The sequence below is a fragment of the Streptomyces sp. NPDC004667 genome (genome assembly GCF_040609475.1).
Lineage (GTDB): Bacteria > Actinomycetota > Actinomycetes > Streptomycetales > Streptomycetaceae > Streptomyces.
On sequence record NZ_JBEXKC010000035.1, the window covers coordinates 1 to 21,413 of the forward strand.

The 21,413-nt window shown below is 74.1% G+C and carries 23 protein-coding genes; 11 read left to right on the forward strand and 12 right to left on the reverse strand.

Translation table 11 applies throughout. From position 1 onward, the window contains the following. The 3 genes from ABZW32_RS20305 to ABZW32_RS20315 all read left to right on the forward strand — a co-directional run. Positions 1-630, forward strand: a 630-nt coding sequence (locus ABZW32_RS20305) for an anti-sigma factor (RefSeq protein ID WP_356217724.1), incomplete at its 5' end; no start/stop codon positions are given. Positions 631-782: 152 nt separating this feature from the next. Then, positions 783-2,372: a molybdopterin-dependent oxidoreductase gene (locus ABZW32_RS20310; protein WP_356217726.1), complete on the forward strand. Its 1,590-nt coding sequence runs from the start codon at positions 783-785 to the stop codon at positions 2,370-2,372. Positions 2,373-2,529: 157 nt separating this feature from the next. Next, on the forward strand, positions 2,530-3,600 hold the full coding sequence (locus ABZW32_RS20315) for an alpha/beta hydrolase-fold protein (RefSeq protein ID WP_356217728.1): 1,071 nt from the start codon (positions 2,530-2,532) through the stop codon (positions 3,598-3,600). 27 nt (positions 3,601-3,627) lie between these two features. Here the strand turns inward: ABZW32_RS20315 and ABZW32_RS20320 are convergent, their stop codons facing one another. After that, a complete protein-coding gene (locus ABZW32_RS20320) occupies positions 3,628-4,866 on the reverse strand; it encodes a cytochrome P450 (protein WP_356217730.1) in 1,239 nt (412 codons plus the stop codon). 249 nt (positions 4,867-5,115) lie between these two features. Here ABZW32_RS20320 and ABZW32_RS20325 point away from each other — a divergent pair, with 249 nt between their 5' ends. Beyond that, positions 5,116-5,859, forward strand: coding sequence for a TetR/AcrR family transcriptional regulator (locus ABZW32_RS20325; protein WP_356217732.1), 744 nt, complete (start codon positions 5,116-5,118; stop codon positions 5,857-5,859). Between the two features lie 105 nt (positions 5,860-5,964). On the opposite strand, the gene ABZW32_RS20330 is transcribed toward ABZW32_RS20325, so the two are convergent. Then, positions 5,965-7,020 carry an enoyl-CoA hydratase/isomerase family protein gene (locus ABZW32_RS20330; protein ID WP_356217861.1) on the reverse strand — a complete coding sequence of 352 codons (1,056 nt, stop codon included), beginning with the start codon at positions 7,018-7,020 and terminating at the stop codon, positions 5,965-5,967. Between the two features lie 591 nt (positions 7,021-7,611). Continuing rightward, complete coding sequence (locus ABZW32_RS20335) at positions 7,612-8,175, reverse strand: DUF6434 domain-containing protein (RefSeq protein WP_356217734.1); 564 nt, start codon at positions 8,173-8,175, stop codon at positions 7,612-7,614. 72 nt (positions 8,176-8,247) lie between these two features. On the opposite strand from ABZW32_RS20335, the gene ABZW32_RS20340 reads away from it, so the two are divergent. Continuing rightward, complete coding sequence (locus ABZW32_RS20340) at positions 8,248-8,691, forward strand: MarR family transcriptional regulator (protein WP_356217736.1); 444 nt, start codon at positions 8,248-8,250, stop codon at positions 8,689-8,691. A gap of 73 nt (positions 8,692-8,764) precedes the next feature. Further along, positions 8,765-9,358, forward strand: coding sequence for a hydrolase (locus tag ABZW32_RS20345; protein WP_356217737.1), 594 nt, complete (start codon positions 8,765-8,767; stop codon positions 9,356-9,358). Here ABZW32_RS20345 and ABZW32_RS20350 read toward each other — a convergent pair. From ABZW32_RS20350 to ABZW32_RS20365, 4 genes are all read right to left on the reverse strand, one after another. Next, positions 9,333-9,794: an ATP-binding protein gene (locus tag ABZW32_RS20350; protein ID WP_356217739.1), complete on the reverse strand. Its 462-nt coding sequence runs from the start codon at positions 9,792-9,794 to the stop codon at positions 9,333-9,335. The genes ABZW32_RS20345 and ABZW32_RS20350 overlap by 26 nt on opposite strands. A gap of 19 nt (positions 9,795-9,813) precedes the next feature. Beyond that, positions 9,814-10,176 carry an STAS domain-containing protein gene (locus ABZW32_RS20355; RefSeq protein ID WP_356217741.1) on the reverse strand — a complete coding sequence of 121 codons (363 nt, stop codon included), beginning with the start codon at positions 10,174-10,176 and terminating at the stop codon, positions 9,814-9,816. A 414-nt stretch (positions 10,177-10,590) separates the two neighbouring features. Further along, positions 10,591-11,874, reverse strand: coding sequence for a phosphatase PAP2 family protein (locus ABZW32_RS20360; RefSeq protein ID WP_356217742.1), 1,284 nt, complete (start codon positions 11,872-11,874; stop codon positions 10,591-10,593). Between the two features lie 241 nt (positions 11,875-12,115). Continuing rightward, positions 12,116-13,051, reverse strand: a complete 936-nt coding sequence (locus ABZW32_RS20365; protein ID WP_356217744.1) for a LysR family transcriptional regulator — start codon at positions 13,049-13,051, stop codon at positions 12,116-12,118. A 135-nt stretch (positions 13,052-13,186) separates the two neighbouring features. Between ABZW32_RS20365 and ABZW32_RS20370 the strand changes: the two genes are divergently transcribed. Further along, positions 13,187-14,440 carry an MFS transporter gene (locus ABZW32_RS20370; RefSeq protein WP_356217745.1) on the forward strand — a complete coding sequence of 418 codons (1,254 nt, stop codon included), beginning with the start codon at positions 13,187-13,189 and terminating at the stop codon, positions 14,438-14,440. 155 nt (positions 14,441-14,595) lie between these two features. Next, a complete protein-coding gene (locus tag ABZW32_RS20375; protein WP_356217747.1) occupies positions 14,596-15,297 on the forward strand; it encodes a M24 family metallopeptidase in 702 nt (233 codons plus the stop codon). Positions 15,298-15,305: 8 nt separating this feature from the next. On the opposite strand, the gene ABZW32_RS20380 is transcribed toward ABZW32_RS20375, so the two are convergent. Beyond that, entirely contained in the window at positions 15,306-16,130 is an 825-nt protein-coding gene (locus tag ABZW32_RS20380) for a TSUP family transporter (RefSeq protein WP_356217749.1), read from the reverse strand. Positions 16,131-16,212: 82 nt separating this feature from the next. On the opposite strand from ABZW32_RS20380, the gene ABZW32_RS20385 reads away from it, so the two are divergent. Beyond that, the gene (locus ABZW32_RS20385; protein WP_356217750.1) at positions 16,213-16,974 is read left to right on the forward strand and encodes a helix-turn-helix transcriptional regulator; all 762 of its coding nucleotides are present in this window, start codon (positions 16,213-16,215) and stop codon (positions 16,972-16,974) included. A gap of 68 nt (positions 16,975-17,042) precedes the next feature. Here the strand turns inward: ABZW32_RS20385 and ABZW32_RS20390 are convergent, their stop codons facing one another. From ABZW32_RS20390 to rpmG, 3 genes are read right to left on the reverse strand one after another with little or no spacing between them, the layout of a single operon-like run. Further along, the gene (locus tag ABZW32_RS20390) at positions 17,043-18,194 is read right to left on the reverse strand and encodes a GTP-binding protein (protein WP_356217752.1); all 1,152 of its coding nucleotides are present in this window, start codon (positions 18,192-18,194) and stop codon (positions 17,043-17,045) included. Further along, on the reverse strand, positions 18,191-18,439 hold the full coding sequence (locus ABZW32_RS20395; protein WP_356217754.1) for a type B 50S ribosomal protein L31: 249 nt from the start codon (positions 18,437-18,439) through the stop codon (positions 18,191-18,193). Before ABZW32_RS20395 ends, ABZW32_RS20390 begins: the two co-directional genes overlap by 4 nt. Positions 18,440-18,473: 34 nt before the next feature. Continuing rightward, complete coding sequence (gene rpmG, locus ABZW32_RS20400) at positions 18,474-18,638, reverse strand: 50S ribosomal protein L33 (protein WP_356217755.1); 165 nt, start codon at positions 18,636-18,638, stop codon at positions 18,474-18,476. Between the two features lie 72 nt (positions 18,639-18,710). Here rpmG and rpmB point away from each other — a divergent pair, with 72 nt between their 5' ends. Together rpmB and rpsN are read left to right on the forward strand one after the other, a co-directional pair. Further along, a complete protein-coding gene (rpmB, locus tag ABZW32_RS20405) occupies positions 18,711-18,947 on the forward strand; it encodes a 50S ribosomal protein L28 (protein WP_356217757.1) in 237 nt (78 codons plus the stop codon). Continuing rightward, positions 18,947-19,252, forward strand: a complete 306-nt coding sequence (gene rpsN, locus ABZW32_RS20410; protein WP_356217759.1) for a 30S ribosomal protein S14 — start codon at positions 18,947-18,949, stop codon at positions 19,250-19,252. The genes rpmB and rpsN overlap by 1 nt, the downstream gene beginning before the upstream one ends. A 124-nt stretch (positions 19,253-19,376) precedes the next feature. Here rpsN and ABZW32_RS20415 read toward each other — a convergent pair whose 3' ends face one another. Continuing rightward, the gene (locus ABZW32_RS20415) at positions 19,377-21,287 is read right to left on the reverse strand and encodes a putative Ig domain-containing protein (protein WP_356217863.1); all 1,911 of its coding nucleotides are present in this window, start codon (positions 21,285-21,287) and stop codon (positions 19,377-19,379) included. Between the last annotated feature and the right edge of the window lie 126 nt (positions 21,288-21,413).

The following is a 21,413-nucleotide window of genomic DNA, read 5'->3' on the forward strand; positions in this document are numbered from 1 at the left end:
CCCGGCACGGAGCGGCAGCCCGGCGCGGAACGGGCGCCCAGGGCAGAGCGGGAGCCCGGCGCGGAGCGGCTGCTCGGCACGGAGCGGGCGCCCGGCACGGAGCCGGCGCCCGGGGCGGCCCGGCACCGGGCTCCGCGGCGCCGGGCGTGGGCCCGGTGGGCCCTGGCCGCCTGCGTGGCGGTGGCGGCCGGGCTGGGCGGGGTCGCGGCCTGGCAGTACCAGCGGGCGGACTCCGCACGGCAGCAGGCCCGGGCGGCCGAGGCCCGGGAGGCGGCACTGGCCGGGGTGCTGTCCGCCCCCGACGCCCGGCTGGCGTCCGGCCGGATCGCGGCCGGCGGTACGGGGACGGTGGTGCTCTCCCGCGAGCGGGACCGTGCGGTGTTCGTGCCCTCCGGGATGGCGGCGCCCCCGGCGGGGCGGGTCTACCAGCTGTGGTTCGCCGGTCCGGACGGCGGCATGCGCCCCGCGGGCCTGATGGATCCCGCGCGGCCCGACGCCCCGGCCCTCCTGGCGGGCCCGGTGCGCGGGGCCACCGGGGTCGGCGTCACCGTGGAGCCCGAGGGCGGTTCCGCCGCCCCGACGACGAACCCCCTGGTCCTGCTGGCCCTGCCCGGCACCCGGACCGCGTAGCCGGCTCCGCCGGCCGCGGCCGCCGCGACGTCCGTCGCGCGACCGTGGAAGGGTGGAGGGGTACCGGCTCCGCGCGGCGGCACCCGCTCGCCGGGAGCGCGTGGACCGGACCGTGCGCACGGCGATGCGCCTACGGGCGGAGGTGAACGCCGATGGGACCCGTGGGGCGGACGCGCGACGCCCGCCGGCTGTGGCCGGCCGGGGCCGTAGCAGGGCTCGTGTCGGCGTTCGCCGGACTGGCGGTGGCATCGCTGGCGGCGGTGGCCGTCCGGCCCGAGGCGGCCCCGCTCACCGCGGTCGGCGGGGCCGTGGTGGACCGTACGCCCGCCGCGGTCAAGGAATGGGCCATCCGTACCTTCGGCACCGCCGACAAACCGGTGCTGACGCTCGGGATCACTCTGGTGCTGGCGGCCCTCGCCGCCGCGACGGGAGTCCTCGCCGTACACCGGCTCCGTACGGGCCTGGCGCTCGCCGGTGCGGTGGGCGTGCTCGGGGCGGTGGCGGCGCTCGGCCGGCCCGAGGCCGGCTGGCGGGACGCCCTGCCGTCGCTGGCGGGCGGGGCGGTCGCGGCCGGGGTGCTGTACCTGCTGGTCACCACCCTGCGGCGGCCCCGCCCCGCGCCGGGGCGGCCGGGTGGCACCTGGCCCATGGACCGGCGGGGCTTCGGCAGGATCGTGGCGGCCACGGTCACGGCCTCGGCGGTGGCCGGACTCGCCGGGCGCCGTCTCGGGGCCCACGGCTCGGCGCGGGCCACCGCGTCCCGGGCGGACCTCGCCCTGCCGCCGCCGGCCGTCCCCGCGCCGCCCGTACCCGCCGGGGCGGACCTGCGGATCCCGGGCCTGTCCCCGTTCATCACCCCCACCGGGGACTTCTACCGCGTGGACACCGCCCTGGTCGTCCCGCGCGTGGACGCCGGCACCTGGCGGCTGACGCTGCGCGGGGACGGGGTCGCCAAGCCGCTGGACCTGGACCTGCGGGCCCTGCTCGCCCGGCCGCTCGTCGAGCACGACGTGACCCTGACCTGCGTCTCGAACGAGGTGGGCGGCCCGTACGCGGGCAACGCCCGCTGGCTCGGCGTCCGCCTGTCCGACGTGCTGCGCGAGGCGGGGGTGCGCCCGCCCTCCGAGGGCGGCCCCGCCGACCAGCTGGTGGCCCGCTCGGTCGACGGGATGACCATCGGAACGCCCGTCGAGACCGTCATGGACGGCCGGGACGCGCTGCTCGCCGTCGGGATGAACGGCGCGCCGCTGCCCTTCGCCCACGGATTCCCGGTCCGGATGGTCGTACCGGGCCTGTACGGGTACGTGTCGGCCTGCAAGTGGCTGACCGAGCTGCGCCTGACCACCTTCGCCGCCTACGACGCGTACTGGGTCCGGCGTTCCTGGGCGCAGCAGGCCGCCGTCAAGACGCAGTCGCGGATCGACACCCCGCGTCCCTTCGGCCGGGTGTCACCCGGGCGGGTGATGGTGGCCGGGGTGGCGTGGGCGCAGCACCGGGGCATCTCCCGGGTGGAGGTGCGGGTCGACGACGGCCCGTGGCTCGCGGCCCGGCTGGCGGCGGCCGACGGCGTCGACACCTGGCGGCAGTGGGTGTGGCCCTGGGACGCCGTTCCCGGCGGGCACACGCTCCAGGTCCGGGCCACGGACGGCTCGGGACGGACCCAGACGGGCACGCGCTCCGGCACCCTCCCGGACGGGGCGACGGGCTGGCACACGGTCACCGTGGACGTCCGCCCGCCGTGATCGGCGGCGGGCCGGGGCGGCGGCGGGTCCGCCCCGGCGCCCGCGGCGACACGACCCGGGCCCGCGCCCGCGGGCCCGCGGGCGCCGTACATTGAGGGCCCCGTCAGGACGTCACCCGCCTGCCGTCCCGCCCTCCCGCACCTCAGGAGCCGACGCCGTGGAGCTGACCAGTACCGCGTTCCTCGTCACGCTGATCGTGGTCACGGTGCTGGCCGTGCTCCTGGCGCTGCTGCTGTGGAACCGGGTCCCGGGGCCCGCCCCGGTGCGGTGGACGGCGCGGGTGCTGATGATCGGGCTGTGCCAGCTGACGGCGATCTGCGTGGTCGCCGCGTGGATCAACGGCAGCTTCGGGCTGTACGCCTCCTGGGACGACCTGCTGGGCACCGGGAACGGGCAGGACGCCTCCGCGATGACGGGGCCGCCGGTCGGCCGGGCCAAGTTCACCCAGGGCGGGGACGGCACGCTCAGCACGTACGTCCGGGGCAGTCACTCGAAGCTCGCCGGGCAGGTGATCGTGTGGACTCCCCCGGCCTACGACGCCCCGGGGGCGGACCGGACCCGGTTCCCGGTCGTGATGCTGCTGCACGGCTATCCGGGTACGCCGCGTTCCTGGATGGACCTGGGCTCCATGCCCGGGGCGCTGGAGCGGCTGGTCCAGCTCGGCGAGGCACGCCCGTTCATCCTGGTGATGCCGGAGATCTATCCGGGCGGGGTGAACACCGACTGCAGCGACACCCCGCAGCGCAAGATCGCGACCTGGCTCGCCCGGGACGTGCCGGACCTGGTCGCGAAGAACTTCCGTACGCTGCCCGAGCCGAAGGGGTGGGGGCTGATGGGCGTCTCGACCGGGGCCTTCTGCGCGGCGAAGCTGCCGTTGCAGTACCCGAAGGTGTTCCGGGCGGGCGCGGCCCTGGACCCCGATCCGCTGACCGGGGACGCGGGGGTGCTGGCCGATCCCGGGCTGCGCGAACGCAACAGCCCGGCGTGGCTGCTCGGGCACACGAAGGGGGCGGACGTCGGGCTGTTCCTGGCCACCTCCGCCCAGGACAGGGAGAGCCCGCCGCGGCAGCTGGCGGAGTTCGCCCGCGCGGCGAAGGGCACCGGGGTACGGGTGAAGACGCTCGTGCGCCCGGCCGGCGGACACAACTTCCAGACGTGGAGCGCGATGTACCCCGACGCGCTGGGGTGGCTCAGCACGGAACTCTCCGCGCCCGCGCCCGCCCCGTAGGGCGGTACGGGACCGAGCCGGCCCGGGTCAGGCCAGGCGGACCGGGAGCGCCTCGACGCTGTTGCCGATGAAGCTGCGCTGGTGCGGGAGCCCGGCCTCGGGCACCGCCACGTCGAGGCCGGGGAAGCGGGTGAAGAGGCGTTCCAGGGCGATGGTTGCCTCCAGCCGGGCGAGGGGCGCGCCGACGCAGTAGTGCGCGCCGTGACCGAAGGAGAGGTTGCGGGCGGCGGTGGGCCGGGTCAGGTCGAAGCGGTCGGCGTCCGGGCCGTGGAAGGACGGGTCGCGGCCGGCCGCAGTGTATCCGGCGAGGACGGGGGTGCCCCGCGGGATGACGGTGCCGGCGACGGTGAGGTCGCGGGTGGGGTACCGGAAGGGGAACCAGCTGACGGGCCCGTCCCAGCGCAGGGTCTCGTCCACCACGTCCGACCAGCTCGCCTTGCCCTCCATGACCAGGGCGAGCTGGTCGCGGTGGGCGCACAGGGCGCGGACGGCGTTGCTGATGAGGTTGAGGGTGGTCTCGTGGCCCGCGACGAGCATCAGCCGCATGGTGCCGATGAGTTCGGCCTCGCTGAGCCGGTCCCCGTCCTCGTCGCGCGCGGCGATCAGGGCGCTGGTGAGGTCCTCGCCGGGGGCGGCCCGGCGGGCGGCCGCGATGGCGGCGATCAGCTCGACCAGCTCGCGCACGGCGGCCATCACCTCGGCCGGGGTGGTGTCGGTGGAGACGATGACGGTGTTGGAGAGGTGGTGCAGGCGGCCTCGGTGCTCGGGGTCCACGCCGAGCAGTTCGCAGATGACGCTCATCGGCAGCGGCAGTGCGAAGTGCGTGCGCAGGTCGGCGACCCCGTCGGCGGATCCGGCGGCGGCCGCGGCGAGGTCGTCGAGGAGGCCGTCGGCCAGTTCCTCGACGCGCGGGCGCAGCCGCTCCACCTGACGGGCCGTGAAGGCGTTGCCGACGAGGGAGCGCAGGCGCCGGTGGTCGGCGTCGTCGGCGGTGTGCATGCCCTGGGCGTTGGCGAAGACCCGCAGGGGCCAGTCGGCGGGGATGCTGCCGTCGTGCAGGGCGGGGAAGTGCCGGGCGTCCTTGGCCACGTCGGGGTGAGCGAGGAACTCCTTGAGCGCCTCGTGTCCCAGGACGACGGCGCCGGGCACCCCGCCCGGGAGGACGACCTCCGCCACGGCGCCCTCGGCGCGCAGCCGGGCGTTGAGCGCGTGCGGGCAGCCGCCGGCGGGGTCGATGACGTGCCGGGGGGAGGTGTGCGGCGACAAGGCGGTCTCCTGGTCAGCTGGACGACTACCGGCCAACAGTGCGGCCTGAAGGGCCCGTTGTTCAAGCGGTGCGACCGGTTCGTCCGGGAGGGGGACCGGCGCGACGCGCCGACGGGGGTCCCGCACTCCGCCCTCCCCGGGAAGCCGTCCCGCGAGGGCCCGGGGCGGTGGCGCCGGCCGGCGACCCGCTCCCGCGATTCCGCTGTACGCATGCCGCGTACAGCGTCCGCAGACGGCTAGGGTGGGGGCATGTCCCCATCAGAACAGCAGTCCTCCGCCCCCGTTCCCTCCGTCTGGGCCCGGCCGCGCCGCCAGAAGGAGCAGGCCCCGCTCAGCCAGGAGCAGATCGTCGCGGCGGCGGTGCGACTGCTCGACGCCGAGGGCATCGAGGCGCTGAGCATGCGCAAGCTCGGCGCCGAGATGGGCACGGCCGCCACCTCCCTCTACCGGCACGTGGCCAACAAGGACGAGCTGATCGAGCTGGTCGTGGACGAGGTGTACGGCGAGCTGGAGCTCCCCGAGCCCGGCGGTCCGGACGGCTGGCGCGCCTCCCTCTCCCACAGCGGGCACAGCCTGCGCGACATGATCCTGCGCCACCCCTGGGTGGCCTCGGTCCTCGGCCAGGTGGGGCTGGCCCACCTGGGCCCGAACCTGATGCGGATGTCCGAGCGGATGCTGCGGCTGGCCCGGACGGCCGGCTTCCCGCCCGGCGAGGCCGACCTCGCCATGAAGGCGGTCATCTCCTATGTCATCGGCGCCACGACCAGCGAGGCCTCCTACCTCTCGCTGCTCGCCCGCAGCGGCATGAGCGAGGCCGACTGGCTCCGGTCCCTGGCGCCGACCGGCCGGCACGCCCCCGACGAGCACCCGCTGACGCAGGACCACTACGCCACCCAGCGGGAACAGGACCCGGCGCGGCTGCGCGAGGACAACTTCGACTACGGGCTCCAGCGGGTCCTCGACGGCCTGGCGACCCGGATCGACCGCGACTGACCGGGCGACGCGGGCGACCGGACGCCGGGTCCGCGGCCGGTCCGGGCGTACGGTCCGCGCCCGGTCCGGCCCCCGGTCCTCGGCCGGTGCGCCCCTGCGGGAAGGTCAGAAGGTCAGTTCGCGGCCCTCGCCGAGCGGGGCGAAGAACCGCTCCACCGCGGCCGGCCGCACCTGGACCAGCGCCGCCGGCGACCAGCGGGGGCGACGGTCCTTGTCGATCACCTGCGCGCGGATGCCCTCCACCAGGTCCGGCACGGACAGGGCGGCACTGGAAACCCGGTACTCCTGCTCCAGGACCCGCTCCAGGGAGTCCAGCGCACGGGCCCGGCGCAGCGCCGCGAGGGTGGCCTTGAGGGCGGTGGGGGACTTGGCGTGCAGGGTCCGGGAGGCCTCACGGGCCGCCGGCAGGCCGGTGCCGAGCAGGCGGGAGTGGATCTCCTCGACGGTGTCGGCGGCGTAACACCGGTCGATCCACTCCCGGTCGGCGACGAGTCCGTCCGAGCAGGGGGCGGGGAGGGCGTAGCGGTCCACGACCTTGTCGGCGGGGGCGCCGTCGGTGCCCTCCGTGAGGTCCCGGACGAGTTCCTCCAGGAAGTCCGAGGGCACGTACCGGTCGGCGAGCCCGCACAGCAGGGCGTCGGCCGCGCCGACCGCGGTGCCGGTCAGGGCGAGGTGGGTGCCGAGTTCGCCGGGGGCCCGGGAGAGCAGGTAGGTCCCGCCGACGTCGGGGACGAAGCCGATGCCGGTCTCGGGCATGGCCACCCGGGAGCGCTCGGTGACGACGCGGACGCTGCCGTGGGCCGAGAGCCCGACGCCGCCGCCCATCACGATGCCGTCCATGAGGGCCACGTAGGGCTTGGGGTAGCGGGCGATGCGGGCGTTGAGCCGGTACTCGTCGCGCCAGAAGTCGAGGGAGCCCGTGGTCCCCGCCTTCGCGTCCGCGTGGATGGCCCGGATGTCACCGCCCGCGCACAGGCCGCGCTCCCCGGCGCCGCGGATCATGACGTGGTCCACTGCGGGGTCCTGCTCCCAGGCCGTGAGCGCCTCCGCGATCCGCAGCACCATGGGGTGGGTGAGGGCGTTGAGGGCCTTGGGGCGATTGAGGGTGACCACCCCCGCGCGGCCCTGGGTCTCGATCACAACGGCGTCGTCTTGGATCATCACACCGGTCAGTATGTCGTCTTCGACAGTACAGAGAAGATCATTTCCGATGATCTCGATGATCTTTCGGGATGTGCGGCGATCTGGGGGGTGTGCGTCCGGTTCGGGCCACCCCGCGCACGACGGGTGGGCTTTGGGCGTACGCCCGAAGGAGCGCCGGGAGACACCGGCGAAGGCGCTCGCCGAGGACCGGCCGCGGCGGTGCGCGTCCGCCGCCGGGGGCGCGCCCGCGGCCGGCGGCCGCGGTGTCCGATGCCGCCCCAGCTGGGTGTGCGCCTACGGGAAGATCACGCCCGGCTCGGCGCGCGGCGGCCCGCCCGGGGTCCGCCCCCGCCCCCGCTCCCCCGCCCGGTGGCTCGCCGGGCTCACCGGTCGCACCGGGCCGCGCACCGGCTGTTTCCGGCCCGGCGGTCCTTCCGCGCCACCCGGCGGTTCACCGGTGGGCGAAGTCGTTCGATCCAGTGAACGAAGTCAGTCGATCCAGTGAATACGGACCGACCTTCCCCCGTTCCTCCGCCCGGAATGGAGCCCCGGGCGCCGTACGGCCGCCAATCACCCGGCCGCCGCCCGAGCGTCCCGGCCGCCCGGGGTTCAGTCGCGGGGCCTGGAGCGGTGGTCCCGCCAGGCGGTGAGGGCCTCGGTGCGGGAGCCGTCGGGGTGGCGGGCGTGCCAGTCGCGCAGGAACCGGTTGAACTCGAACTGGGCGCCGACCGGCTGGGGTTCGGCGGCCCGTCGGCGGGTGGCGCGCCAGTGGGCGGCGGCCTCGCCCAGGGTGCGGCCCGCGCCCTGGGCCACGTACTCCCTCATGAAGGCGTCGAAGTGGAAGCCGGGGCCGACCTCCCGCACGAAGAACTCCCGCAGCACCTGGCTGCACCGCTGCCCCTCGGGGATCACGGTGTCCGCGTCGACGGGGGCGGCCAGCTGACGGCCGGCACGCCGGGCGGTGACCTCCGGCGGCGGGGGCTCATGCCCGTCGAGCGCGGCGGCGAGCCGTCGCGTGAGCGCGGCCTTGCCGCCGCCGGCCGGGACGCCCAGCCGCCGGGCCAGCGCGGACAGTTCTTCGAGGGTCCAGTACCAGCGCAGCAGTTCGGCCCCGGTCAGCTCCGGGCCCGGCGCGGGCCGGACCTCCCCCACACCTCGATCATTCGCACTCATGTTCCCATCTTAGGGCGAGGCAGATCATCAGTCTTCCTTGCAAGTTTCCCTGTCGTTCCCTAGGGTCGGGGTATGACATCGCGACCGGAGCCGCACGACGGGGTGCACGACATCGCCGAGGAACTCCAGATGGCCGTGGGCATGCTGGTGCGCCAGGTGCGGGCGGCGACGGGAGGGGGCATCAGCCTGTCCCAGATGTCCGTCCTCAAGCGGCTCGACCGGCTGGGCTCGGCCACCGCGGCCGATCTCGCACGGGCCGAGAAGATCCGCCCGCAGTCCCTCATCGCCACCGTGAACTCCCTGCGGGCCGAGGGGTACGTCACCCGGGCCCCGCACCCCACCGACGGGCGCCGGCTGCTCGTCTCCCTGACCGACCGGGGGCGCGCCCTGGTGCGCGAGCGCCGCGAGGCCGGCCACGGCCGGATCGCCGAGCTGATGGCGGGGCGGCTGACCGCCGAGGAGCTGCGGCTGCTGGCCGAGGCCGTGCCGCTGCTGCGCCGCCTGGCGGAGGACTGACCCCGCCCCCTGGCGGAGCCGCACCGCCCGCCCTTGCCCGTACGCCTGCGCACACCGACCGAGGAGCCCGAGCATGACCACCTCTCCCACCCCCACCACCCTGACCCTGGACTCCGGCACCGCGCTGGTGCTGATCGACCTCCAGCGGGGCATCCTGGGCATGCCGACCGTCCGCCCCGGCTCCGAGATCCTCAAGAACGGCATCGCGCTCGCCGAGGCCTTCCGCGCCCACCGGCTGCCGGTGGTCCTGGTCAACGTCGCCTGGTCGCCCGACGGCGGCGACCTGCCCACCACCGACGTCGACACCCCCGGCCCGGCCACCGCCCCGCCCCCGGCGTTCTCCGAGATCCCGGACGAGCTGGCCGCGCTGGGCGACGTACGCGTCACCAAGCGCCACTGGGGCGCCTTCACCGGGACGGAGCTCGACCTCCAGCTGCGCCGCCGCGGCATCCACCGGATCGTGCTGGCGGGCATCTCGACCAGCATCGGCGTCGAGTCCACCGCCCGCACGGCCTGGGAGCACAGCTACGGGCTGGTCTTCGCGGAGGACGCCACCGCCGACCTGGACGCGGCCTCGCACGCCCACTCCTTCGGCAAGATCTTCCCCCGCCTGGGCCGGGTCAGCTCCACCGGCGAGATCATCACGGCCCTGGACGCTCTGGGCTGAGCCCGGCCGTCGGCCAGGGCACCTCCAGCCATACGCACTTGCCGAGCGCTCCGGGCCGCGAACCCCAGGCCCGGGCCAGCCGCTCCACGATCAGCAGCCCGTGGCCGCCCGGCCGGGCCGGGTCCGACGGGAGTCCGTGCCCACCGGGCTCCGGCGGTGCCGGATTGGTGTCGGTCACCTCGATGCGCAGCCGCTCGTCCGTACGGTCCAGCACCAGCGCCCCGGGCCCCCCGCCGTGCAGGCAGGCGTTGGCCACCACTTCCGAGACCAGCAGGAGGACGTCCTCCGCCGCCTCCCGTACGGCCTCGCCCTCGGCCGGCAGCCACTGCCAGGCGGTCAGCGCCCGACGGGTGAACTCACGGCTGCGGCTGACGGGGTCCGGGAGCCCGTCGAGGACCAGGAGCCAGTTCCGGTCCGCCGACCCGCGCTGCCCCATGACCCTTCGCTCCCTCTCGCTAAGAATGATCCGCCCGCAACGCCCGCGCCACGTCCGCGTGGACCGGGAAGACCCCGTCGGCGCCGGTGATGCGGAACATCCGGGCCACCGGCCCGCTCAGCCCGGCCAGTTCCAGCCTGCCCCCGGCCTCCTGGACCGAGAGCCGGGCGTGCAGCAGGGCGTTCAGTCCGGTGGAGTCGCAGAAGTCCAGCCGCGCCATGTCGACGACCATCCGGCCGCCCGGCGCGACCGCCGCCTCCAGGGCCTCGCGCAGGGGCGCGGCCGTGTCGTGGTCGAGCTCACCGGTGAGCGTGAGGACGGTCACCCCGTCCACCGCGCCCACCGCGACGGCGAACCGCCCGTCCTCCGTTTCCGGCACCATCCGGCATCACCTTCCGTCCTGCTGGACCTGCGCCTGCCCGGGTCCGGCCGATCCATGCACGGCTGCGGACGACCGCTGCACCGGCGCCCCCGGGCGGGCGCCCTGGCAAGGGCATCGTGACACGGCCGGCGTCGGCCGCCGAACCCGCTCGACCGGGAATGCACCCGCCCGGAGCCGGGATTCGCCCACCGGCATTTCGGCCCTCTCTTCCGCGAAGAGAAACCAAGGACTCACGTCCCGGAAATGCCGGGCCCTCCGCCCGCCTCGACCAGGCCTTTGGCCTCTTCCATTCCGCCCTGCGGCCTGATATCCGGCACACCCCGAAAAGGGAGGACGCCGACACGCGCGACCTTTATCCGTGCAGGGAGGGACGGCAGGTCACTGAATCAACACGCCTCAAGCGGCCGGACCGGCTCACACCAGTTCGGGCTGCGTCTCGCGCCGCGGTTGCGGAAGGCGCACTGAGGCGGCCTCGCGCTCCCAGAGCCCGGTGGTCCGTACGTAGCCGTAGATCACCGAGGCCATCGACAGGATGACCAGCGGCCCGAAGAGCCAGGGAAGCCCGGCCATCTCCACCGACAGGTAGCGGTACGAGGCCAGGAGCGCGGCGAAGACCGCGGTGCCGTAGACCACCAGCCGGGTCGCCGACCGGTCCCAGCCGTGGTCGATCGCACGCAGCGCCGCCTCGATGGTGAGCGTGAAGACCACGCCGGCGACGATGTCCGCACCGTAGTGGTAGCCGAAGCCCAGGGTCGCTCCGAGGGTGGCGATCAGCCAGAACGTGCCCGCCCAGCGCAGCGCCCGGGGGCCCCTGCGGGAGTGGATGAAGATCGCGGTGGCCCACGCCGTGTGCAGACTGGGCATGCAGTTCCGCGGGGTGATCTCGTCGAAGGGCATCGGGACCGGGGTACCGAGCGGCGGCGGCGTGTTCGGCCACAGGTCGGCCAGCGCCCAGTGCCCGCCGTCGGCGCCGTAGGCGAGGATCGGCCCGACCACCGGGAAGATCATGTAGATGCCCGGGCCGAGCAGGCCTATGACCAGGAACGTGCGCACCAGGTGGTGGCCGGGGAAGCGGCGCTCGGCGGCCACGTGGCGCAGCTGGTACAGCGCGACGCCGACCGCGGCCACCGCGAGCTGGATGTAGACCCAGTCGAGGACGTGGTGGCCCACCGAGCCGGTGGCCTCCACGATCCGGCCCGCCACCCACGACGGGTTGCCCAGCGCGTGATCGGCGGTCGCCACGTACTGGTCGAGCACCATCGGGCGGGTCTTGGTCGTGATCAGCAGCCAGGTGTAGCCGGTCTTGCGGCCGGCCACCAGCAGCAGGGCCAGTCCGACGCCCTTCAGCAGCAGGGCCCGCTCCCGGCCGGTGCGGCGCGTGACGGCGATGACGGCACAGCCCAGGGTCACCCACAACGCGCCGTTGCCGAACATCATCTGGGCGCCGACCATGCTGCGCACGATCCAGAAGACGAGGTCGATGCCGACCGCGGCGCCGAGCGCGATGAATCGTTCCCGCCAGGTGAGCACCACCATCATCAACGCCATGCTGACGTAGAGCACCGTCCCCGATCTGGGGGCGAAGATCACCTCTTGCGCCTGGGTGGTGATCGGTCCCGGCTCGCCGTAGTGGCGCGCGGCGATCTCCAGGGCGATGAGGAATCCCAGGGCCACCACACCGACCGCGGCCCACAGCATGACGCGTGGTCGACGCCATGCGGGCCTAGGGTCGTCGCCGTCCGTTCGCGAAAACGCTCGCGCTGTCGTAGATATCAATTTTCAACCGATTTATATGTTTTCCAACGCCGTCGTTGTGAGCTCGAACATGTTAACGGAAAGGGTGGGTTTCACTGATGACGGGCTTGACGTCAGATGAACGCTTGCCCGATCGGGCAAGCGTTCCGAGCAGTCCGGCCGCAGCCCTTCCGTACCTCGTGGATCAGCGCGCGACCACCCAGCTCGGCACCCAGGTCCCGGCGGTGTCACGGCCGGGGCGCGTGGCGGCGAGGTGGGCGCGGAGGGCGGTCAGTGCCGGGTGGGGGTTGTCGCGGTGCCAGAGGAGCGAGTGCGGGTAGACGGGGGTCGGGTCGGTCACCGGGACGCGGCGCAGGCCGTGGCCGGCGGGCCAGACGACGCGGGTGTGCTCGCCCATGAAGGTGGCCAGGGCCGGGGTGTCGGCGACCGTGTCGAGGAGCGCGTCGGAGCCGAAGTTGGGGCCGGTCGCCTCGATGGTGAGGCCGAACCCGGCGGCGAGGTCGTCGTAGTAGGCGCCCCACTCGGTACCGGGGACGATGCCGGGCATCCAGATCCGGTGCCCGGCGAGCTGCGCGAGGGCCACAGACCGGGCACCCGCCAGGGCGTGGGCGGGGCCGGTGAGCAGCTGGAGCGGCTCGTCGAGCACCCGGACCGACTCGATGCCCTCGGGGAGGGGCCGGCCGGGCACCCCGACGGCGCGGAAGGACGCGTCGATGGCACCGGAACGCAGGGCGGCGACGGCCTTCTCGATGTCGAACAGCATCACCACGTCGAGCTCGACGTCGGGGTGCGCCCGGTGGAAGTCGCGCATCATGCCCGACGGCGCGACCCGTGAGGCGATCACGTCGACGCGCAGCGGACGCCGGCCGGGTCGCACGGACGCGACCGCGCGATCGGCGACGCGCAGCAGCTCGCGCGCGTGGGGCAGGAACGCCTGCCCGTCGATGGTGAGCTCCGCACCGCGCGCGGTGCGGGTGAACAGTCGTACGCCGAGGTCGCGCTCCAGCGCGGCGATCCGCTTGGAGACCGCCTGCTGGGTGACCGCCAGGCCGGCGGCAGCCTCCTGGAACCGCCCCGCCTCGGCGGCGGCGACGAAGGTCCGGATGGTGTCGAGGTCCATGCCGAGACCCTACGCCCACAACCATTGGTTGTGGGCTGGTGGCCCCGTGGTTGTTTGACCCCGTGTGCGGCCCTGGCCTTTGATGCTTCCGATCCCGGATCGGTTGTACGGGTGGAGCGCGGGGAGGGGTCGGGCATGGGGAGCGGTCACCGTCTGGGACGGCGGTTCGGGTGGCTCTGGGGGGCGTACGGGACGAGCGCGCTCGGCACCTGGCTCGCCTTCGGCGCCTTCCCGCTGATCGCCGTCCGGGAGCTGCACGCCGGTCCCGCGGAGGTCGCCGCGCTCTCCTGCGCGGGGGCCGCGGTGGGCGCGGTGGTGGCGGTGCCGCTCGGCCCGTGGGTGGAGTTCCGCCGCAAGCGGCCGGTGCTGATCGCGATGGACCTGGTGCGGTGCGCCGCGCTGCTGACGGTCCCCGCCGCCTTCGCGCTCGGCGTGCTCACCCTCCTGCAGCTCCTGCTGGTCTCGGCCGTCGTCGCGGCGGCCGACATCGGCTTCCGCGCCGCCTCCGGCGCGTACCTGAAGACGCTGCTGCCGGCCGAGGACCTGCTCGTCGCCAACGCCCGGTTCGAGTCCACGGCCTGGACGACCACGATCGTCGGACCGCCGCTGGGCGGCGCGGCGATCGGGCTCCTGGGTCCGGTGGCGACGGTGGTGGCCGACGCGGTCAGCTACCTGCTCTCGGCCCTGGGCATCCGCGCGATGGGCGGGCACGAGCCCCGGCCCGTACTCCGGGAGGAGGCCGGGCGCATGCGGGCCGGGGACCTGCTCGACGGCTGGCGGTTCATCCTCTCCGACCGGGCGCTGCGGCCGCTGTTCTTCAACACCTCCCTGTTCAACGGCCTCGTGATGGCCACCCAGCCGCTCCTGGCCGTCCTGATGCTCGGCCCGCTCGGATTCGCACCGTGGCAGTACGGCCTCGCCTTCGCCGCGCCCTCGATCGGCGGGCTGCTCGGTTCGCGGCTGGCCCGACCGCTCGTCACCCGGTTCGGGCAGCACCGGGTCCTGGCGGTGTCCGGGACCCTGCGCGCGCTCTGGCCCGTGGGGCTGGCCTTCCTGGGGCCGGGCACCGGAGGGCTGCTGCTGGTGATCGGCGTCGAACTCGGCCTCATCTTCTGCTGCGGGGTCTTCAACCCCGTCCAGGCCACCTACCGCCTCCGGCGCACCGCGACCGACCGGGTCGCCCGCACGCTGTCCGCCTGGGCGGTGACGACCAAGGCTTCGACCGCGCTCCTGACGGCCCTCTGGGGCGTACTGGGCACCCTGCTCGGGCCGCGCACGGCCATCGGCCTGGCCGGGGCGGTCCTGCTGGCGACTCCCCTGCTGCTCCCCCGCCGCACGACGGACGCTCCCCACGGGCCGGAGCCGGCGCCGCGGCGGGCGCTCTCGTAGGGCCGACCAGCGCCGGCGTCCGGTACCGGTCGAGCCCTGGAGGATCGTCCGGTGATGCCGCGCCCGTGAGCGCTGTTAGCTTCGGCTGGCCGCCCAAGGGCCCCCTCCCGTACCGGCGGGGCGGAACGGACGACGACTGACGGCAAGGACGCACCATGGCGACGCTGGACCGGATGGACCTACGGCTGCGATCCCTGCACCTGCTGGAGGGCCAACGCATGGCGCAGCGCCTGTTCGCCCATGTGATCTCCGCCCGGGTGATCACACCGGGCCGTAGCGAAAGGGAGGTCGACGACCGGATCGCCCTGATCGCGCAGGAGGTGTTCGGCGTGCGGGCCGGTCTGGTCGGGCGCCGCTTCGTGCGGTCCGGGCCGAACACCCTGGTCGGGGGCCGGTGGCCGAACCGCGTCATCGGCGGGCAGGACGTGGTCGTGTTGGACTTCGAGTCGTTGCTGGCACCGTACGAGACGGGCTTCGCCCGCACCGTGGCCGTCGGGGACGGTCCGGAGCGCCGTCGTCTCGTGAGCGACCTGGCCGTGGTGGCCGACGCCGCGCGGGCGGCCTTCCGCTCGGACGAGACCATCACCGGGCGGCGACTGCACACGGAGATGAGGACCTTGGCGGCCGAGACCGGCCTGACCCTGGGGTCCTGGCACGTCGGCAGGCTGACCGGCACCCCTCCCGCCACGCATGCGGAGACGACCCGGCCGGAGGCGTTCATCGGCCCGGACAACGACCGGCCGCTGCGCCGCACGCTGGAGGAGGGGTGGCGGGCCCACTGGATCCTGGAGATCCACCTCGTCGACCACCGCCACGGCAACGCCGGCGTGCACACGGAACTGCTCGATCTCGTCTGAGCCCGCCCTCACGGCGTCCGGACCACCATGGCGACCAGCACCAGGCACAGGAGGGCGACGTACCCCGAGGCGTGGAGACGGTCCCCGATCCGCGGGGGCCTTCGGCGCATGAGGACGACGACCGGCAGGGCCCCGAGGAGGAGCAGGGCGGCGGCACCGAAATCGACGGACCCGACGGCCGACACCAGCGCCGCGCCGTCCGTCCCGTGGGCGACCGCGAGGAAGACCGCGCACGCCGGGGCACTGATGCAGGCGGTGAGGGGGTTGGCCAGCGCCGCCGCGGTACCCATCGGGAGTCCCGAGCGCCGCAGCAGCGGTACGGTCATGACGCTCCCCCCGACACCGAGGAACGAGGCGGCGGCGCCGATGGGGACCCCGAGCCCGGCCGGGATCGCGAACGCCCCGGGCCCGCCGGCGACACTGGAAGCCGCACCGGCACCGGCACCGGCGGCAGGCCTCAGGAACCCCGGCCGCGCGAGCACGTCGGCGACGGTCATCGCCAGATAGGCCACGAACCCCCAGTGGATCAGCCGGGCCGGCGCGGAGCCCGCCACGACCGCACCGCCGAGCCCCCCGAGGCCGAGCAGGACCATCAGGGGGGCGGCACCCCGCAGACGGCGCAGAACCGGCCGCGGGGTGGCCGCGGTGGCCACCACCGCGTTGACGGCCATGACCAGCGACGAGGTCGCCACCGCGACGGTCGCCGCGGCCGGCCCCGCGGCGGCGTCCACCCAGACGATGACGGGGACCGTGACGAATCCTCCCCCGAAGCCGAACAGCACGGTGGTCAGACCGGTGAGGATCCCGACGACGACAAGAACGACAGCACTCATGGCCCCAGTCCAGTCGAGAAACCGCCCGCCGACGATCGACCGTCGATCACGTCCTTTCGAGTTTCGGCCCTACCCTCCCGTCATGCGCAACGTGCCCCTCGCGCGACTCGATCACCTCCCCGCCGAGGTGCTGCCGATCGCGACCGACTACCCGCCGGATTCCCTCCTCGCCTGGCACGAGCACCGCCGGGCGCAGTTCCTGTACGCCGCGACCGGCACGATGCTCGTGGAGACCGACGACGGGGCGTGGACCGTTCCGGGAGAACGGGCGGTGCTCATCCCGCCCCGGATCCGCCACCGGGTGCGGATGCTGGACGTGCGGACCTCGAGCCTGTACATCGAGCCGTCGGCCGTTCCCTGGTGGCCCACCGCCTGCCGGGTCGTGGAGGTCCCACCGCTGCTGCGGGAGCTGCTGCTCGCCGCCGCCGACCTGGACGCGGACTACGCCGCGGACGACCGCGACAGCGCGGTGATCGCATTGATCCTCCTGGAGACGGCCGCGCTCTCCGAGGTTCCGCTGCACGTGGCCCTCCCGCACGAAGCGCCGTTCTCCGGGCTGTGCCGCGCCTATCTCGCCGATCCCGACGTGACGGTGAGCAATACCGACTGGGCGCGCGCCGCGGCGATGAGCGAACGCATGTTCACCCGGCGCTTCCGGCTCCTGACGGGGACGAGCCCTGCGGCCTGGCGGTCCCGGGCCCGCCTGCTGGCATCGATCCCCCTCCTGCGCCACAAGACCGTGACCGAAGTCGCGACCCTGCTCGGCTACGCCTCCCCCGTGGCCTTCTCCTACGCGTTCACGCGCGCTTTCGCCATGCCGCCGTCCTCGCTGAGGCGCCACTGACCCGACGGGGTTGGCGAGGCCCGCCGCTGCCGGGCCGTCACCCGGGCGGCGCGGCGACGGGGGGCGGGTCAGACGGGGTCGAGGAGGGAGTCGAAGGCGGCGGGGAGGCGCTTCCAGCCGTCCCGTCCTCCCGCGTACTCCGCGTCCGTGAGAAGGCAGGACTCCAGGAGCCGCTCCAGTCGGTCGCGGTCCAGGCCGGGTGAGGTGAAGACGAGGTGCTGGCAGCAGTCGCCGTGCTCGGGGTGCCAGTCCAGGGCCGCGGCGGCCCGCCGCACCGGCGGGACCATCTCCCAGGCCGCGTCGGGCAGTGACGCCAGCCAGGGGCCCGCGTTCTCCACACACAGCGCGCCGCCCGCCGCGTCCCACGCGAGGAGGGTGTCGGGGCGGTCGGCGAGCCAGAACCTGCCCCGGCTGCGCGCGGCCGCGCAGCACAGGTCCTCCAGCGCTTCGTACAGGCGCTCGGGGTGGAAGGGCCTCCGGCGGTGCCACACGAACGTGGTGACACCGGCGTCGTCGGCGTCCTGGGGCAGCAGCGCGCACGCGGGGTGCTGCGCCGCAGCGGCGGCCTCGACGTCGAAGCCCGCGAGGGCCGCTTCGGCGAGTTCACCCGAATCGGCCGCCACCCGGCGGGCGGTGGGGTGCAACTGGGCGAGGAGCGCGCGGTCCTCGTCGTCGGCCTCCTCGTCGCCGACGAGGGCGAGGACGGGTGCGTACTCCAACTGGCGGGCCCAGGTGTCCCCGACGGTCCGCCGGTCGGTCGGCGCCGCCGCCAGGCCGGCTTCGGCGAGGTCGTCGCCGTTGGCGAGGTACGGCAGCACGAGGGCGGGGTCCACGGCGGTGATCACGTTGGTGAGGACCAGGTCGTCTCCGCCGTGCGCCGCGACGACCTCGGCCATCGCCCTCGGCTCGACCGAGTCCCACAACTCGACCACGGCGAGCCGGGTCAGGCCCGCGCCGGCCAGCCGCACCAGCTCGGGTACGAGGTCCTCGCGCAGCGCGCAGCACGCGCAGTCGTTGACCAGCGGCGCCCCGTCCTGCGACAGGAGTGCGGTGGCGTCGCGGATCGAGCGGCGCACCGACCCCTGCGCCGCTCCGGTCAGGTCGTGGTGCAGGGCGACGCTGCCGGGGACGGCGCGCAGGAGCCGCTCGACGACCTCCTTGCGGGCGTCGGCGTGGATCCCGGCGACGATCACGACGGGCAGCCGGGGGGTCCGCGTCATCGGCGCGCCCCGTAGCGGCGCTCGAAGCGCTCGACACGGCCGGCCGTGTCCATGACGCGGGCGGTGCCGGTGTAGAAGGGGTGGCTCGCCGAGGAGATCTCCACGTCGACCACCGGGTAGGTGTGGCCGTCCTCCCACTCGATCGTCTTCTGACTGGTCATGGTGGAGCGGGTGAGGAACGCGGTGCCACTGGCGCTGTCGCGGAAGACGACGGGGCCGTAGGCGGGGTGGATGCCGGGCTTCATGGGGGTGTCCTTCTGGGTCTGGGCGGGGGTTCGGTCAGCGCTCTTCGCGGAAGTCGACGTGCCGGCGGGCGACGGGGTCGTACTTGCGCAGCACCATCCGGTCCGGGTCGTTGCGCCGGTTCTTGCGGGTGACGTAGGTGAAGCCGGTGCCCTCGGTGGAGCGCAGCTTGATGATCGGGCGGAGTTCGTTGCGTGCCATGAGGCTAGTATATGGGAATGGTTTCCATTACCAATAGCGTGATGGCCGCACCGAGAGGCAGGTAACACACCCATGTCCGCCCACTGCCAACTGACCGGCGCCGAGCCGGGCTTCGGCAACAACGTCTCCCACTCCCACCGGCGCACCTCGCGCCGCTTCGACCCGAACGTCCAGCACAAGCGCTATTGGCTGCCCGGCGAGGGCCGCACCGTCCGCCTGACCCTGAGCGCCAGGGCGATCAAGACCGTGGACGCGATCGGCATCGAGGCCGCCGTGGCCCGGATCCGGGCCCGCGGGGGGAAGGTCTGATGGCGAAGAAGAGCAAGATCGCGCGGAACGAGAAGCGCAAGCAGATCGTGGGGCGCTACGCCGCCCGGCGGGCGGAACTCAAGGAGCTCATCCGCCGCCCCTCGTCCACGGCGGAGGAACGCCGGGCCGCACTGGCGGAGCTGCGCCGGCAGCCGCGCGACGCCAGCAGCACCCGCGTCCGCAACCGCGACAGCGTCGACGGCCGTCCCCGCGGCTACCTGCGCAGGTTCGGCCTCTCCCGGGTACGGGCCAGGCAACAGGCGCACGCCGGGTTCCTCCCCGGCGTGACGAAGTCCTCCTGGTGATCCCGCCCGGGTGACGCACACGGGCCGCGGCGGGACACCACGCCCCGATCCGCGGGCGGGGTGCCCGTCCGCGGCCGTCGAGGTGCGGTGACCCGCCGGTCCCGCGTGCGCCCTCGGGTCCGGGTCAGCTGATGCTGAGCGCCGTGTCGTCGATCACGAACGAGGTCTGCAGGCTGGAGTCCTCGGTACCGCTGAACTTGACCGTGACCGTCTGGCCCGCGAAGGAGGACAGGTCGAAGGTCTTCTGCACGTAGCCGGTGTTCTTGTCGAGGTTGGAGTAGGCGGCCAGGGTGGTGGAGTTGGCCGTCACCGTCAGCTTGTCGTAGGCCGTGGTGGTGGTCGTCTCCGCGGTGTCGACGTGCAGGTAGTAACTGAGGGTGGCGTGGCAGCGGACCGGGATGGTCACCGACTGCGAGAGCGAGTCGGTGTGGGTGGAGCCGTAGCCGTCCAGCCAGGCCTTCCAGGAGCCGGAGTGCGCGGCCTCACCGCTGCCGTTGTCGACCACTCCGGTGCTGGCGGTCCAGGGGGCGGTGCCGGTCTCGAAGCCCGGGTTGCCGAGGAGCTGGGTCACGGTGCAGCCGCCGTCGACCGTGGTGACGGTCCAGGTGAAAGTGGTACTGCCGCTCGCGTTGGTGGTGTCCTTGGCCGTGACCGTGACGTTGTAGGCGCCCGCGGTGGTCGGGGTTCCGCTGATCAGGCCGGTGGAGGCGTCGACGGACAGACCGGGCGGGAGCCCGGTGGCGCCGTAGGTGAGGGTCTGCCCGCTCGCCGAGTCGGTGGCCTGGATCTGCAGCGAGGTGGCCGTGTTGACGACACTGGTGCGGCTGCCGGGGCTGGTGACGGTGACGGTGTTGCCGCCGGTGGAGCCGCCCGCGAAGGCGGCGGTGCCCTTGGGCGTGCCGAGTCCGGTCGGGCCGTCGTAGCCGGTCTTGGCCGTGCAGAGGTAGCCGCCGGAGCAGGAGCCGTTGGCGCCGCTGGTCACGTCGTTGAGCGAGGCGGTGTGGGCGTACGGGTACGACGACGGGTAGGTGCCTGCGGCCGGGGTGCCCGCCAGGGCGTAGACGGAGGCGATGATCGGGGCCGAGGCGCTGGTGCCGCCGTAGACGTTCCAGCCGCCGGCCTGGTAGCTGTCGTACACCGCGAGCCCGGTGGCCGGGTCGGCGACGGCGGAGACGTCGGCGACGGTGCGCTTGGCGCAGCCTCCGTCGGTCTGCCAGGACGGCTTGGTGGTGAAGCCGGAGCAGCCCGAACCGGCGCCGTTGCCGCCGGAGCTCGTGCCCCAGACGCTCTCGGACCAGCCGCGGGGGGTACCGCTCGCACGGCTGAGGGAGGTGCCGCCGACGGCGGTGACGTACTGCGAGGCCGCCGGGTACTCGACTCCGTAGCCGCTGTCACCGGAGCTGACGGTGATGGCGACGCCCGGGTGGTCGAAGTACGAGGCGTCGGAGGCGGGGTCGGTGGAGTCCTCGCCGCCGCCGTAGCTGTTGGAGACGTACTTGGCGCCCATGGTCACGGCGCGGTTCACGGCGGCGCCGAGGTCCTCCATGGAGGGCTGGTTCGCCTCGACGAGCAGGATGTGGCACTGCGGGCAGACGGCACTGACCATGTCCACGTCGAGGGAGATCTCGCCGGCCCAGCCGGCGTCGGCGGTGGGGTAGCTGGTGCCGCCGTTCTGGTCGGCCTTGCGGAAGCAGCCGTTGGCCGTGGTGCAGGGGGGCAGTCCGTACTGGGAGCGGTAGGCCGCCAGGTCGGACTCGGCGTTCGGGTCGTCGTACGCGTCGATGATGGCGACCGTCGCGCCGGCGCCGGCCGAGGCCGACAGGGCGTACGCGCCCTGCAGGTCGGCGGGGCCGTAGCCGGAGGGCAGGACGCCGGGTGCGAGGCCGACGTGCTGCTGTACGTCGGTGCGGGCCAGGGCGTGGCAGGCCATCCGGCCGGCCCGGGCGGGCTCGGAGCAGAGCCGTTGGGTGTGCACGGCGGCGGCCGGGGCGCCGGTGCCGGCCGAGGCCACGGACGGGGCGGCGAAGGCGAGCATGCCGCCGGAGATCAGGGCGATCGTCGAGAGTAAGGCGGTCGCGCCGCGACGGCTCGGCCGTGCGGCGCGCCGGGACAGGGCGTTGCGCAATGAACTGCCCTCCATGGGGGGTTGATGTGCCGCGCC